Origin of the sequence: Nesterenkonia sp. HG001 (assembly GCF_034438835.1) — a bacterium.
Lineage (GTDB): Bacteria > Actinomycetota > Actinomycetes > Actinomycetales > Micrococcaceae > Nesterenkonia > Nesterenkonia xinjiangensis.
Window position 1 is genome coordinate 532,110 of sequence record NZ_JAOSZD010000002.1, and the last position, 15,100, is coordinate 547,209.

The 15,100-nt window shown below is 63.9% G+C and carries 9 protein-coding genes; 6 read left to right on the forward strand and 3 right to left on the reverse strand.

Annotated elements, in window-relative coordinates; all coding sequences use genetic code 11:
• The first annotated feature begins 23 nt into the window (after positions 1-23).
• From ODE13_RS05345 to ODE13_RS05370, 6 genes are all read left to right on the forward strand, one after another.
• Positions 24-1,595: a hypothetical protein gene (locus ODE13_RS05345; RefSeq protein ID WP_322478301.1), complete on the forward strand. Its 1,572-nt coding sequence runs from the start codon at positions 24-26 to the stop codon at positions 1,593-1,595.
• Between the two features lie 128 nt (positions 1,596-1,723).
• Entirely contained in the window at positions 1,724-2,998 is a 1,275-nt protein-coding gene (locus ODE13_RS05350; protein WP_322478302.1) for a nucleotide sugar dehydrogenase, read from the forward strand.
• Between the two features lie 77 nt (positions 2,999-3,075).
• Positions 3,076-3,594 (forward strand): hypothetical protein, encoded by a 519-nt coding sequence (locus tag ODE13_RS05355; RefSeq protein WP_322478303.1) that lies wholly within the window; start codon positions 3,076-3,078, stop codon positions 3,592-3,594.
• Positions 3,591-5,768, forward strand: coding sequence for a hypothetical protein (locus ODE13_RS05360; RefSeq protein ID WP_322478304.1), 2,178 nt, complete (start codon positions 3,591-3,593; stop codon positions 5,766-5,768). The genes ODE13_RS05355 and ODE13_RS05360 overlap by 4 nt, the downstream gene beginning before the upstream one ends.
• Positions 5,769-5,932: 164 nt before the next feature.
• Positions 5,933-6,799 (forward strand): hypothetical protein, encoded by an 867-nt coding sequence (locus ODE13_RS05365; protein WP_322478305.1) that lies wholly within the window; start codon positions 5,933-5,935, stop codon positions 6,797-6,799.
• A gap of 49 nt (positions 6,800-6,848) precedes the next feature.
• Positions 6,849-8,549, forward strand: a complete 1,701-nt coding sequence (locus tag ODE13_RS05370) for a hypothetical protein (protein ID WP_322478306.1) — start codon at positions 6,849-6,851, stop codon at positions 8,547-8,549.
• On the opposite strand, the gene ODE13_RS05375 is transcribed toward ODE13_RS05370, so the two are convergent.
• Genes ODE13_RS05375 through ODE13_RS05385 form a run of 3 tightly spaced genes read right to left on the reverse strand, consistent with a single transcriptional unit; the run spans position 8,537 to position 15,084 of the window.
• On the reverse strand, positions 8,537-9,586 hold the full coding sequence (locus ODE13_RS05375) for a hypothetical protein (protein WP_322478307.1): 1,050 nt from the start codon (positions 9,584-9,586) through the stop codon (positions 8,537-8,539). The two genes, ODE13_RS05370 and ODE13_RS05375, sit on opposite strands and share 13 nt — an antisense overlap.
• A gap of 33 nt (positions 9,587-9,619) precedes the next feature.
• Positions 9,620-12,382: a glycosyltransferase gene (locus ODE13_RS05380; protein ID WP_322478308.1), complete on the reverse strand. Its 2,763-nt coding sequence runs from the start codon at positions 12,380-12,382 to the stop codon at positions 9,620-9,622.
• Positions 12,379-15,084: a glycosyltransferase gene (locus ODE13_RS05385; protein WP_322478309.1), complete on the reverse strand. Its 2,706-nt coding sequence runs from the start codon at positions 15,082-15,084 to the stop codon at positions 12,379-12,381. The genes ODE13_RS05380 and ODE13_RS05385 overlap by 4 nt, the downstream gene beginning before the upstream one ends.
• Positions 15,085-15,100 lie beyond the last annotated feature (16 nt).

Below are 15,100 nucleotides of genomic sequence, written 5' to 3' on the forward strand. Positions count from 1 at the left end.
GCGAATCTGGATAGGCTGGCAACGTGACCTCTAGTCTCATCGCCTCATCTTCAGATGGTCTTCTTCCGATCCCTGCTCTGCGAGGGTATGCACAGGTCGGGGGGAACTTCATTTTTGGCGAGTCCGGGCGACGTGTATACGGACAGGTTCCTGCCGGGCATGACGGGGCATATGTCAGCGTGACGCGGAATGCTCTCGAACAAGCCGTAGTTGGCACAGACGATGCGGGGTACGGTCGCCTCTTTCTCTATCAGCGTGGGCATCGTTGGGCGCTAGGCACCTCATTGATCGAGCTTGCTGAATATGTGAATGAGTGCAGGTGGCCATTAGCTATTGATGAACTGCAGTTTCGGGGTTTTCTGCTTAGTCCCAAGGGTATGATAGGTAGCCAGCTACTGTCTTTGGACACCATTTTCCGCGAGATCCGCCTCCTGGCACCCCGGGAAGAAGCTGTGGTCTGTTCGGGTGCTCGAACCACGATTTCCATCCGATGGCGCGAAGAGGCCCGCCCAGTTGACTACCAGGAAGCTCTTCAAGACGCACTTGACGAGATGGTCGGGCGGCTGACATCGATACTCCAAGCGGGTGTTCCGTTGGCCAGCGATATCACCGGTGGCAGGGACTCCAGGACGGTCTTGGCTGGACTGAAGGTGGCAAACGAGTCTTCCGTCGCTATAGGCGATATTGTGCGTTTCCGCAGCAATCCAAAGCTCGTGGATGACTGGAGGGTCGCGACGGCGTTGGACGAGAAGTACGGTCTTAGATTGAACCGTAACACTAGCGCCGATTCCTATTTTGTAGATTTGGACCATGGTTATCGAGTGTGGCGTGCCCACGACCTCGGAACTTACACTCCGCTCTATCAATTTCGCTCCTATACTGCCGAAATAACATTAAGTGGCGCCGCTGGCGGGGTTCATAGGAGTGTATATAGAGAGGAATTTCTGAGGGATAGACTTGGGCGCCTAAAGACTTCATATGTGTCTGATGCTGATGTGAGCAAACTATCTAGAAGAATAGATGAGACTCTCGACTATGTTTCAGGTCACCCAGATCGGCGGCTTGAGCATTTCCGTCAGTTTAGAAACCGTTTTCACGGTGGGAGGGTCCCACTTCGAACCCACAACGTTGCTCCCCTGGCCTCGCGCCGATTGAAAGTTGCTTCTGGACTGATGACGGATGCCCACCTTGACCGGGCTCAGTTTTACGCGGACATCATGCTGAACCTCGCTCCTGACCTGGCGAAGGAGCCGTATGACTCCGCGTCGAAGGGATGGGGCGACGAGCACTACCGCGATCTGACAAGAGTTCGCGTGAATCCTGATCGATTCCAGGGAGCGGTCTACGGGGAGATGGAGCATCCACCCAGGGAGATCTCCCCAGCGAAGAAGCCGTTGGAGCCCTTCATGGAGGCCTTTCACGCGGCTGCTCCCGGAGCAATCGAGTGTGGGCTCTTGTCTTCGACGTATGTGGCACGGGCCCGCGAGGCATTGGAATCCACGGAGGGGCGACGGTTTGAGCACGCGATCAAAGGACGTGGTGTTTCTACGGTGATCCTGGCGGGGGAGGCAGCTCGGCTCAGTACTTCGTTCTGACTAGTTCCCTCGGCCGCACGTTGAAGTGCCAGGTGATCTTTGGGCCTAGAAGTTTGCTTGCGGCCGATGTCGTCCTGCCAACAAGTAGACTTGCGCTCGATCCACTCGCACGAGCCGAAGGTAGAAGCTTGACAGATATCGATGAGCAGCAGACCGTCGCTGTGATCGGCCAGGGATACGTCGGCCTGCCCCTGGCACAGGCCATGTGCGACGTTGGGCTTCGTGTGATCGGCTTCGAAATCGCGGACCGCACCGTACAAGCCCTCAACGGAGGGCGATCGCATGTCGATGACCTATCTGATAATGACATCGCCACCATGCTGGGCCAGGGCTACCGGGCATCCAGTGACCCCGCCAGTCTGCGCGACGCCGACGTCATCGTGATCTGCGTCCCGACGCCGCTCAGCGACGACGGAGGCCCGGACCTGAGGGCGGTCGAAGCCGCGACGGGTACCGTTGCCCGGAACTTGAAGCCTGGCGCAACGGTGATCCTGGAGTCCACAACCTACCCGGGGACGACCGATGACGTGGTGCTACCGATCCTGTCCGCCGAAGGCGCTGAGCATGGCACCGACTTCTACCTGGGCTACTCACCGGAACGCGTCGACCCTGGTAGCGCGCACTACGGGATCACCAACACCCCGAAGCTCGTCGGAGGGGTCAGCCCCGAGGCGACGGAGCGCGCGGCATCCTTCTACGAGCGGTTCGTCGACACGGTCGTCCGGATGTCCGGCACGAAAGAAGCGGAGGCCGCGAAGTTGCTGGAGAACACCTACCGGCATGTGAACATCGCACTGGTCAACGAGATGGCGCGGTTTTGCCATGACCTCGGTATCGACATCTGGGAGGTCATCCGGGGAGCTGCGACCAAGCCTTTCGGATTCCAGAAGTTCACCCCGGGCCCGGGGGTGGGGGGTCACTGCATCCCGATCGATCCCAACTACTTGAGCTTTCAGGTCAAGAAGACTCTCGGCTACCAGTTCCGGTTCGTGGAGCTTGCCCAGGAGATCAACAACTCGATGCCCGCCTATGTGGGGAGTCGACTGGGGGACCTGCTCAACGACGTAGGGAAGCCGCTCAACGGGTCCAAGATCCTCCTTCTCGGCGTGACTTACAAACCAAACATCGCCGATCAGAGGGAATCCCCTGCTATCCCGGTCGCAAAGGTGCTCCGGGAGAAGAAGGCGGACATCAGTTTCCACGACCCCCATGTTGAGCGGTGGCACGTCAATGGTGGCACCCTTGATCGGGTGGCAGATCTGGAAACCGCCCTGCAGGAATCCGACGCTGTGGTCCTTCTGCAGGGACACTCTAGCTACGACCTGAACTGGATCGCTGATCGCGCGAAGCTGTTCTTCGACACCCGAGGATCCAGCGGCCGGGACGACGTCCACCGTCTCTGACGGTCCGCGAACCAGCCACATGCGGTGAGAAGCCGTCCCCTACATAGGCGACTCAGATGCGAGGAGAAGACACAACGATGCCATCGACTACGCCGAACATCGGGCTTGAAGAGGCCAGAGCAGCCATCTTGCGAGAAATTCAGGGCCTTCGCCAGGAGGCGAGTTCGCTCGGCGAGCAGGACCTCGTCGAGAGTGTCCTTGCCCGCACTGATGCCATGAAGTTGGTGGTCCATGGACTGGACTCAGGTATCCGCCAGGAACTCCAGGGGGCTCTCGGCGAGGTGATTGATGGTGTAGTCACAGCTCCTATCAATGAGGTCCGAACTGGAACGGCAGAGGCCCTGACACAGGCGACGGCGTCTCTGCGCAAAGAAATCCGCGCGCAGACGGCGAACGTTCGCAAGGATATGGCCGATGTCCGCGCCGTGCAGAGCCGTACGCGGGAGACTGTCCAAATGTTAGCTGGTGCGGATGCCCGGGTGGGAAGCAGCCCAGCCAGCATAGACGCCGTCAAGAGGGCCCTTTTCGAGAGGCTCTTGCTCGAAGACGACCGGAACCCCAAGCACTCGCCTAATCCGGAAGAGGTCGCTCCATGATTCACAAGCAAGTAGTGGAAGTGATCCACATGTCGGACTTCCGCCTTCCGGGAGGCACGAGCCACAGTGTTGCTGAGGAAGTCCGTGCTCAGGCAGCCGCGGGAATGCCCTCCTATCTCCTGCACGCCCCAAGTGACCTGGTGGGTAAAGTCGCGGGCTGGAGCCCTCCCATTCGTAGTCTCCTAGACCTGCCGCACGTTCGTATGCTCTCTCCACGGGCGGAGGTTCACGCTCGGACAGTCGTCGTGCGTCACCCGACAGTTGTCCAGACGACGCCAGCGACGTTCAAGGGCATTACCGCTGACCGGGTCATAATGGTGGCGAACAACGCGGCCGTCGATAACCGAGGGGACTATCACTACGACGTCGCCGAAGTTGATTCGAAACTCACTCGGATGTTCGGCGTGCGCCCTACCTGGGCGCCTATCGGCCCTGTGGTCAGGGAGACGATCGCCGAGCAGCGCGTCGAGGTTGATCTCATGCAGGACAATTGGTTCAACGTTCTGGACCTGGGCGAGGTGGATTCCGGGCGCTCGGGTTTCGTCGGAGATGTGCCGGTGATCGGCCGTCACTCTCGGCCGCAGGCCGCGAAATGGCCTTCTACCAAGCGCGAGATTCTCGCCGCCTACCCGCGTGGCGACGACTTCCAAGTCGAAATACTGGGCGGCGCCCAGGTTGTCCGGTCGGTCATAGGGTGGGTTCCCAACAGCTGGAACGTCATCAATTTCGGAGGAGAGTCTCCCGAAGCCTTCCTTCGCCGCATTGACTTTTGGGTGTATTTCCACCATGAAGACCTCCGGGAAGCCTACGGACGGGCGATCATGGAAGCGCTGGCGGCTGGAGCTGTGGTGATCCTTCCGGAGTATCTGCGGGAGACGTATGGTGATGCGGCATTGTACTCTACGCCCGCTAAAGTTCAGGATCTGGTGCGGAGTTTGTATGCGGCTCCTCAGGATTACCTGGCACAGTCTCGGAGAGGGCAGGAGTTCGTCAAGAACTTCCAACCGAGGATGCATGTGGAACGGATGTCGGCTCTTGGCGTCCGTTCGGTAGAGCCTGGGTCCGAGAGCCCGTCTGCGCCGACCCCTCACCTGCGGTGGAAACCCAAGAAGCGAGTGCTCTTCCTGACCAGCAACGGTGCTGGCATGGGGCATCTCACCCGCCTATTGTCCGTGGCGACGCGCCTGGAGGGTCAGGCCGAGCCAATATTCGCGTCTCTGTCCATGGGCGCGCCTGTAGTGGCTCAGTATGGGATCCCATTCGAGTACATAGGGTCGAGTGGGGCGATGTCCATGGAGACGTCGCCGTGGAACGATCTCTTCAAGGAGCGCTTCAAACGGCTGTTGGACGACGTTCAGCCGGACGCGTTCGTCTTCGACGGCACATGGCCGTACAAGGGGTTGATGGCCGTCCTGCGCCATCGGCCAGTGGAGAAGATCTGGATGAGGCGAGCCATGTGGCGGCCGGAAGTTCCCGGCAAGCAGCTCGACCACGCGAAGTTCTTCGATCTGATCATTGAGCCAGGGGAGTTCGCGTCGGATTACGACAGGGGGATGACAACGAACCTGACCGACGCGGCACGGGTTGCGCCCATCACATTGCTCTCAGGGGATGATGTGTTGAGCCGGACATCGGCGCGCGACGAGCTGGGCTACGGCCAGGATGACAGAGTAGTACTCATCACCCTGGGTGCCGGCAATATCAATGACATAGGTGGGCTGCAGAGTGCCCTCCTGAACTGGTTCACCAACAATGCTCCGGGCTGGCGAGTAGTCATGACCAAGCCGCCCATCGCCCAAGGCGACTCAATTCACGATATCGAGACCCTGCAGGTCTATCCCCTTGCCCGCTATACGAAGGCCTTTGACGTCGCGGTATCCGCTGCCGGCTACAACGCCTTCCACGAGTGGGTTGCCGGAGACCTTCCGACTCTATGGGTGCCGAACGAGGCGACGATGACTGATGACCAGGTTGCGCGAGTCCGCTGGGCTGCAGATGCGGGCGTGGGTGCTCAGCTTGAGAGCGAGGACGTCAATTCTGTCGCCCGGGCGCTGGAGCTCATGACCCAGGACTCGACCCTTGACCTGATGCGCGAGAAGCTGGCCGCGCTGCCGAAAGTGAATGGTGCCGTGGAAGCGGCCCGAATGATCATGGGAAAGAGAGAATCACTGTGACACAATCACAAGTGAACCGTGTCTTTGCGGCGTCCTGGTCTTGCAGTCTCGAGCAAGTCGCCGCAGGAGAGTATTCAGGACTGCGGCCAGCCGGTCGAAAGCCATTGCCGTTTGCGCCGCGACATGTATTGAATCCTCGCGCTTATGATGCTGTTCCTGTACTCATGGTCATCTCCACGGAAGCCACGCAGTCCTTTCAAAGGGCGTTCTACGAAGCCCTTGAGATGATGCAACAGGTGACGTCGTCCTTTAAAGTCGTGGTGTTCACAGACGATGTCACCCGGGCTGGACTCCGCGACTTCGATTGGGCTATTGAACACTGCTTTTCTGAGAGCAACTGGCACAAGATCTCGCATCGAAACTGGTTAGAGATGGCAGCCGCTCGAGTGCAGTGGGCCCAGCGTGCCTACGGCGTCGGACTTTTGACTGCGCCCACAGATGCCAGAGAGGTGCCGGCCGCCCTCCGTCGAGTTGCGAGAGTTTTCGAGATTCCCGACTCCACGCTCCGCACAGCGATCGCGCACTTCAGCGGGACGGTTGGGGATTCGGCGTCCTCGTCGCGCAACGGTCTCCGTGGATGGCTGCATCAGGTGGAGGAGGGCGTCAGCAAGGTCCCGATCTCGCTTCCTGGTGGTGAAGCGTTCTTGACAATCACCAAGAGCGACGCGCCAGGAGTCTTCATCGGGCACGACAGTGGAGAGTGGACCAGGGCGGCCCAACAGGCCGGTTGGTCTTCCATCGAGGTTACAAGTGTCGCCGGAGAAGTGAGTCCTGCAGTCCTTGCTTCTCTGGCTGGAGCGGCGTGTGATGCCTTCCTCGATTCAGACGGACCAGCTGTCGTGGCAGGCCTGTTCCCGGACGGGGTTGAAGAGACACTTCAACATCCCAAAGTTCTTGCTGTTGTCAATATAGGTACTGGCCTAGTGGCGACTGCTTTCGGAAGTTCAACAGAGGCAAACGTCGAGGACATCGGCCTGATACTGCAGAAGCTGAATCTCGCTCATCGCTCCGCCCTTGCGCTGACCATATGAGCTCTCCTATAGACATCGAATGCCCGTCAATCCGAGTGGAGGGATACCTGTGACAGCGCGCACCGAATCAACTGAAGTCAATGTCGACTACCGGCCGCGTCAGAGCGAACCTGTCGAACCGCAGGAAGCCTTCACCCACCTGCGCTTCAGCCGTGGCTACCTCTACAGCGCTGGGCCCTCCGTCGAAGCACCGGCGGACCACTGGCAGAGCGTAGAGTTCGCCGGCGGGACCTTTCACTGGGACCCCCGGAATGCCCTGGCCATCGCGCGGCTCGACGACACTGAAGTGCTGGTCAGCGGGCACGTGGTCCACACGGGTTTCCGCACGACCGATGTCGGAGAGATCGCGCGTGCCCTGGTGGCTTCCCTGGCCGAGAGTCGACAGGCGTTCCTGGACGACCTCGAGGACATGTTCGGCCAGTACGTGGTGCTGGATCGTCAGGGCAGCACCGTCAAGGCGCAGACCGACGCCTCCGGAGCCCGTGCCATGTTCCACGACTCCGAAGCTCGAGTACTCGGTTCACACGTGAACCTGGTCGGGATGGTCGTCGGAGCCCCGCTGAGTCGCATCGCGAAGTGGATCGGGGACACCCAGTCCTTCGACATGCCCGGGCGTTCCACGGAGTACGCGGACGTCTGGTTCTTGATGCCCAACACCGAGGTCACCGTCGGCACCGGGGCGATCACCCGTGTCGGGCCGCGCCCCTACGACCCGCTGACCGTCGATGAGGCCGTGGAGAGGATGCTCCCCCAGCTGGAGATCCAGCGGGACCTCCTGCTGGATGAGGACCGGCAGATCCTGCTCTCGATGAGCGCCGGCGTGGACACCCGAACATCGCTGGCGGCGTTCAACGGCCACTACGACAAACTGAAGACCTTCACCTACTCCAAGGAGAAGCGGCCCGGTGACTCGACCTCCCGCATGCTCTCTCGAGACGGGCAGCTGGCCGGGCGCATCGCAGAACGTTACGGACTGGACCACACCGTCTTCCACCTGGACGAGGAGGAAGCCACCCCGGAGGCCTTCCGCGCTGTGCTGGAGGAGGCCAGCCCGCGAGCACACATGCGCAAGCTGGCGTGGGTCTACCACCGCAAGCTTCCCCATGACGCCATCCACCTGAGATCCCAGGTGAACGGCATCGGCAAATGGCACTACGGGCACCTGATGCACCACTCCGAGGACCACAACTTCAGCGCCGAACGCATGGCGACCCTGACCAAACATGGTCGGGCCCTGCGCAGGACGAAGAAACCCCGGTCAGCATTCCGACCGGGCATCGACGCGTTCCAGGAGTACATCGACTCCACGCAGCTTCGCAGCGTCCCCAACGGCTATCTGATCAGTGACATCTTCCAGTGGGAGCACCGGACCGCCTACTGGGGCTTGGCGCACCTGGTGGAGTCCGACTTCACGTTCGACACCTACAGCCTCTACGGCTCCCGCCGGATGATCCAGCTCATGCTGCAGGTCCCCGAAGCGGTCCGTGCCCAGAAGGGCCTCTTCCGAGCCATCATTGAGCGCAGCGAACCACAGCTAGTGAAGTTCTACGTCAACGGCAAGAAGTGGCGCACCCCCGACCTCAGCATCCCTGTGGCTGAGTTCCAGCGCGGAGACAAGACCTACGCCCGCAAGACGGAGCTCCAGAAGGAGAACGCGGTCCTGAAGAAGAAGCTCAAGCAGGCCCAGACCGACCTTGAGGCACTGCGGGGGCAGCCCACCCCGGAAGATGAGGACCCTCAGACTCCCTGAACGGCTCCCAGCCGCTCCATGGCGTCCACGAGCCGGCTGACCACCGGCCGCTCCTGGCCATAGGCGGGCCACTGGTTCATGGACAGGTTCGCCCGGGAGTTCAGCTCCGTGATGAAGGCCCCCTCGCCGCTCTGCACGTCCGGGACCATCAGATCCAGCCCCACGGCATGCAGCCCGGGAATGGCGGCCGCCGTCTCCAGGGAGAGCCGGTGCAGATCCTCGTGCAGGACATCGGTGACGTCCACATTGATCCCGCCGGAGCCCAGATACGGCTCGGAGTTCAGCAGGACCACCTGACCCTTCTCGGGACTCGACTCCGCCTCCACCCCCTGAGCCGCCAGGACGCGGCCGTCCACCTGGAGCTTCTTGGAACGCAGGTAGGCGTGTGAGGCGCGCATCGTCGTCAGCTCCTCCACCAGGGTGGAGACGCTGGCCGTGCCGTCACCCACCACATGGGCGGGGACACGCACAGCGGCTCCGATCAGCTCGCCGTCGACCACATAGGTGCGCAGGTCGACCCCCTCGACATGATCCTCCAGGATCAGCCGCCCGTTCGCCGTCTCCCGGCGGGCCTCGGCCCACGCCGCCCGCAGCTGCTCCTCGGTGGTGATGTTCGTGGTGACACCACGACCGGCATTGCCATCAGAAGGCTTCAGCACCAATGCCCGGCCCTCGGCGCCGCGCAGATGCGCCAGCCCGGCGTCGAGCTGCTTCACCGTCAGGAACACCCCCCGCGGGATAGGGGCGCCGGCCTGGCCCAGGGCGACCTTCGTCAATGTCTTGGACAGGCAGACCCGCTCCGCCAGGCCCCCGGTCAGCGAGGGCGCGAACCTGTTCAGGCCGCCGATCAGCCGCCCGTCCCGGAAGAACATGGCCGTCTTGCCATGCTCGATGACCTCCATGCCCCGCTCTCGGGCGCACTGCATGATGCCCCCGCGGTGGCCGGGCCACACGGCACAGGTGTTCATGACGCGGTAGCGCGGCACCACATGGTTCTCGATGAAGCGGCGATGCGGGGCCAGATGGGTGATCGTCAACGGAGTCTCCTCGCAGATGTCCAGCAGGAAAGGTCAGGCGCCGTCCAGGGCGGAGCGCAGCGTGGTCAGGAACTCCTCGATCTCCGGACTCAGCCACGGGCCGTCCTCGTACAGGGCGAGGATCTCGGCGATGTGCTCCGCCGCCTCACGCCACTGCTCCGCCGGCACGAAGCTGAGCTTCTTGAGGTACCAGTTGGTCACATACCCCTCCAGGCGGGTCCGCCGATACGCCTCCAGCAGCCCCTGCTCCCGCAGCCAGGCGACACGGTCCTGCTCCAGGGGCAGATACTTCCGGAAGTACGTCGGCGAGATCGCGTTCACCGCCGAGCCGGTGACCTCGGAGTAGTAGGCGTTGACGTCGACGTCCAGAGTCCGAATCCGCCGGGCATGATGCAGGATCTGCTGGGAGAGGTAGTTGTCCTGGCCCACCGCGCCGTGCGGCATCTGCAGATCCAGGGGCTTCAGCCAGTCGGTGCGGATCACCGCCGAGTGGATGCGCAGGGAGCGGAAGCCCCACTGTGCCAGGGAATCCTCCGGCAGGTGCAGCGTGCCGGAATCATCGAGGACCTCGGAGAACGCCTCCTGGAGCTCCCGATGATGATTGATCCTCAGCTTCCGGGTGGACCAGCGCAGGAAGTTGCCCATCACCAGGTCCACCTCCGGATGGGCGTCCAGCTCGGTCACCAGAGCGGCCAGGCCGTCCTCGACCATCTCGTCATCAGGATCCAGGTAGGTCACATACGGTGTGGCGGTCAGCCGGACCCCCAGATTCCGGGGGCGGGAGGCCGAGCCGGACCCGCCGGAGGCGAAACGATAGGCCGAGACATTGAGATGCTCCTCAGCCAGCTCATCCACCGTCGCCCTGGTCACCGGATCTGTGGAGCCGTCGTCGATCAGCAGCACATGCATCTGCTCGAAGATCGAGGATCGCCGCAGCGAGGCGAAGCCCTTGTGCCGCAGATGCGCCCCGTTGTTGTAGACCGGCACGACGACGCTCAGCTTCAGCCCCAGCTCCTCCGCCGTTCTGCGGATCACCTGCTGCGCCGCCTCGACGTCATCGTCTGTACCTGAGCCGCCTGCACCGTCCGACACCCCAGTGAGCGGACCATCGGCCCGGCCATGTTCGCCATGATCGATCGCGTAGACGGGGAACTCCCGGCGTGCCATGCCCAGCCGCTCCCTGCTCACCAGCAGCGCGGCCACGGGCCGCCACCATGCGCTCAGCTCCAAGGGGACGAAGCTGCCGTCGATCCTCCGGTGAGACAGCTGATCTGCGGCCTCGGCGGGCCCCTCCACCTTGGCGGTCACCGGTGCGGACTGGTAAGCGAAGGCGGCCACATGATCGGCCGCGTACTCCGGCCCGTAGACCCGCTCGGCGGAGACCGGAAGCAGCACATCGACTGCGCGCCGCCAGGGGGCGGCCTCATCCCAGGCCACGAGCTCCACCGGGCCGATGCTCTGCTGTGCCATCTGGCGCTGCAGCGCCTCCGAAGGCTCCTCCGCGACTGCCAGCACCCGGAGATTCTGCACCGGCGCCTCACCACGGGGGACGACGCCGGCGATCCGGGCCAGCTCGTGCAGACGGTCCACCACATGGTCCTGAAGGAACACACGGCGGAGCCCGGCGGCCTGGGTGCGGCGCAGCTCCTCCAGGGTCAGGGTCTCCAGATGCGCGGCGACGTCATCTGCGGACTGGGCGATGTGGACATGCGGATACTCGGAGTTCACCCCCTGGTTGTACGTGGAGAGCACCGCGGTGCCGCAGGCCTGCAGCTCCAACACGGTCTGCGAGAGTGCGGTCTGCGAGTCCACGGTGGAGTTCAGCGCCACCGCCGTGTCCGAGGCCCTCTGCAGACGCAGCAGGCGCTTTCTGCCCATCTGTGGAGCCAGGTAGGGCGTGAAGCCTCGTGGGTAGGCGAAACGGTCGTCCCGGGTGGCCGCCTGGGAGCGGGGATCCACCAGCAGCAGGCGCCGCTCGGCACGGATGACTCCCTCCAGCAGGGCGGTCGCGTACTGACGTCGCTGGGGGAACAGCTTCGCATGCCAGGTGCCGGCATAGGAGATCAGATCCGAGCCCGCCGGTCGGGTGCCGATCGGCGAATGTCGCAGCGGGTTGACCCCGGTCCGCAGCAGCGAGACCGACTGCGCCTGGGAGCAGTCCGCGGCGTACCGGTCCAGCAGCTCCTCCCCGGTGCTCAGGACATGGTCCGCCTGGCGGGCGACATCCACCCAGTCGTCATAGAAACGGGCCTCCTGGGTCCCCCAGAAGACCACCGGGATGCCGGCCTCTCGGAAGGCGGGCATGATCTTCTCGGTGATCCGGCGGCGCAGGTAGGTGCCCGGAATGTCCGCGTTCCTCCAGCTGCCCTTCCGGCCCTCCTGGACCGGGGTGACCAGCAGCAGATCCGGGCGCTCGTCCTCTCCGGCGGTCAGCATCCCGCGCCAGGCGGTGGGAGCCAGATGGTGCAGCTCTGCGGCCCCCTCGAGCATCTGGAACAGCTGCGGATCCGCGATCAGGGCGATGCGCAGCCCCGTGTGCGGACGGCTGATCCCCGGCTCACCCTCGGGCAGGGCGGACAGCACAGGCTTCAGCTCCTCTACGAGATCCTGCGCGTTGACCCCGCCGTGGGCGAAGGGTGTCGAGGGGTGCGGCCCGGCCAGGGCGGCGTCGGCCAGGTACTCCGCGGCGGCGAGCCTGCCTGCATGGACCTGGTCCAGTTGGGACACGGCTGACTCGAGCTGGTGAAGCCGGGCGGTGATGTCCGCACCCGGGCTCCGGGGTGTCTCCACGCTCATCGGGCGACCTCCTCGAGCTGCAGGAAGCAGCGGATCGCCGGATCCTGCCACTGATGGTCGCCATAGAGCGCCGCAAGCTCGCGGACGACGTCGTCGGCCTCCTGGCGCTGATCCGCGGGGACCTTCTCCAGCTTGTTCAGGTACCAGGAGCGGAAGAACGGCTCCAGGCGCGTGTCCCGATAGTCCTGCATCAGGCCCGTCTCCTCGAGCCACCGGGTGCGGTGTTCCTCCAGGATCAGGTACTTGCGGAAGTACCGCGGAGAGACCACGTTGACGATGGAGGTGTCCACCGCGCCGTAATAGGTGTAGACCGCTTTGGAGATGGTGAGGATCGCTGTCGAGTAGTACAGCATCTGCTGGAAGAAGTAGGTGTCCTGGCCGGTGGCGCCCACCGGCTGGGTCAGACCCAGCGATTTCAGCCAGTCGGTGCGTGCCACCACCGCCTCGATGGAGACGGGGACGAAGCGCATCTGGCGCAGCGAGTCCTGCGCGGGGCGCAGCAGACCGTCGCGCTCCTCGATGTGGCGGTTCATGTGGTTCACATAGTGCATGTGCTTCCGGCCGGAACGCCAGCGGATCATGTCACCCACCGCGAACTCGGCGTCCGGCCGGGCCTCCAGCGCCTCCATGAGCACCGAGTACCCGTCCCGGTACTCCTCATCGTCGGGGTCCAGATAGGTCACGAACTCGGTGAAGCTCAGATCCAGGCCGGTGTTCCGGGGCCGCGAGGCGGATCCGGAACCGCCGGGGGAGTGATGGAAGGCAGAGACGTTCGGCCAGGAAGCCGCCAGCTCATCCACGGTGTCCACCGTGTGCATGTCGGTGGAGCCGTCATTGACCAGCAGGATGTGCATCCGGTGGAAGTTCCGCGACCGGCGCAGCGACTGGAACGCCTTGTGCCGGAGGTGATCGGCGTTGTTGTACACCGGGACCACCACCGCGAGCGTGAGATCCAACTCCTCCACCAGCGCGCGGAACTCCGCGGCCTTGGCCCCGACATCGTCCCCGGTGTAGAGCGGCGCCTCGGTGCCGCCGGTCTCGGCGGGGGTCTCCTGCTGAGGCTGAAGGGTCACGGACTCGGCCGCGGCCCGGTGCCCCAGATGGTCGATGGCGTAGATCTCGGCCTGCTCCGCATGGCGGCGCAGGGCCTGCGGGGAGCTCACCTGCTCCGCCTCAGGCCTCCACCAGGACGACAGCGACAGGTCAGGCAGCGCGGAGGCGCCCTGGTGGTGCCGGTGTGCCAGCGGGTCCGCGGCCTCGGCGTCGCCGTCGAGCTTGTGGCTCGCCGCGGCCGCGCTGTAGGCGAAGGAGGCTGCATGGTCAGCCACATAAGTGGGGGAGTACCGCCGGGAAGCGGAGACCGGCAGCAGGATGTCATAGGTGCCATGCCGCTGGGGCAGCTGCTCCCAGCTGACCACGTCCACTGCGGAGTGGGTCTGATGCCGCAGATCCCTCACCAGCTGGGGCGTGGGATGCTCGGCCACCGCCAGGACCACGTCATGATCCTGCGGCTCCGGCACCCCCGCCACCCGGCAGATCGCCGCCAGGCGGTTCACCCCGTGGTCATCGCTGAAGACCTTGCGGATCCCATCACCCTGGATGCGACGCAGCTCCTCGGTGGTGAGCGCCTCCAGCATGCCGGAGACGTCTGCCGTGGAGTTGGCGATGTGCACCTGCGGGTAGTAGGAGTTGACCCCCTGGTTGTACGAGGAGATGACCATCGTGCCGGTGGCCTGGAGCTCCAGGACCCGGTTGGCGAACATCGTCTGCGAGGCGACCACCGAGTTCAGGTTCACCGCGATGTCCGTGCCCCGCTGGAGCAGCATCAGGTCCTCACGTTCCCGCGCCGGCGCCAGATACGGCGAGTATCCGGTGGGGAACGAATACCGCGGGTCTCCTAGGAACAGGTCCGAGTTGCGGTCGAAGATCACCAGCGGGCGGTCAGACAGCGCCGCGCCGTTGAGCGCCCAGGTGCCGTACCGGCTGCGCTGCGGGTACTTGTCCGGCAGCCACGAACCGGCGAAATGGATCATCGGGCTCACGGCCGGGCGCGACCCCAGCGGGGTGTGAACCAGCGGGTTGACGGCGAAGGGCAGCACATCGACGCTGGCGGCCTGCGGGCAGTCCCGGCGGTAGTCGGGGATCATCTCTGCAGCTGTGGTGAAGATGTGGTCGGCGGCCTGGGCGAGGCCCACGAAGGAGGAGTAGTTCGGCGGGTCCTCCTTGCCGTAGTAGACCACCGGGATGCCGCGGCGCCGGTAGGCCGGCATGATCTCCTCGACCGTCAGCCGGCGCCGGTTCGACGCCGGATTCGACAGCCCTCGCCAGGAGCGTTCATTGAGCCCTCGCCAGGTCGCGGCCACCAGCAGGATGTCGGGCAGCTGTTCCTGCTCCAGCGGCTCCTCCCAGTTCCGTGGGGTGAGCGGGATCAGCTCCGCCAGGCCGGCGAAGGACTCGAAGAGGAACGTGTCCGAGATGATGGCGATGCGCAGCCCGGTGTGCGGCCGGGAGATGCCCATCTGCCCGGCGGGAAGCTGATGCAGGGACGGGAGGAGGCGTTCGAAGAGCTCCCGGGCATCCCGGGCGTCATGCACGAACGGCGCCGAAGCCGCCGCGGTGACAGCCCCTTGCGGTGCGAGCAGGGCGCGGCGCGGCTGGTGGCCGCTGCTGACCTCCTCGAACTGGCCCAGGCGCTGCTGCACCTGCTCAAGTCGGAAC

What these genes read in the sequence shown, in the direction of transcription:
- ODE13_RS05365 (WP_322478305.1), top strand. Translation starts at nt 5,933, where the DNA reads ATGGTCATCTCCACGGAAGCCACGCAGTCCTTTCAAAGGGCGTTCTAC.
- ODE13_RS05355 (WP_322478303.1), top strand. Translation starts at nt 3,076, where the DNA reads ATGCCATCGACTACGCCGAACATCGGGCTTGAAGAGGCCAGAGCAGCC.
- ODE13_RS05380 (WP_322478308.1), bottom strand. Translation starts at nt 12,382, where the DNA reads ATGAGCGTGGAGACACCCCGGAGCCCGGGTGCGGACATCACCGCCCGG.
- ODE13_RS05360 (WP_322478304.1), top strand. Translation starts at nt 3,591, where the DNA reads ATGATTCACAAGCAAGTAGTGGAAGTGATCCACATGTCGGACTTCCGC.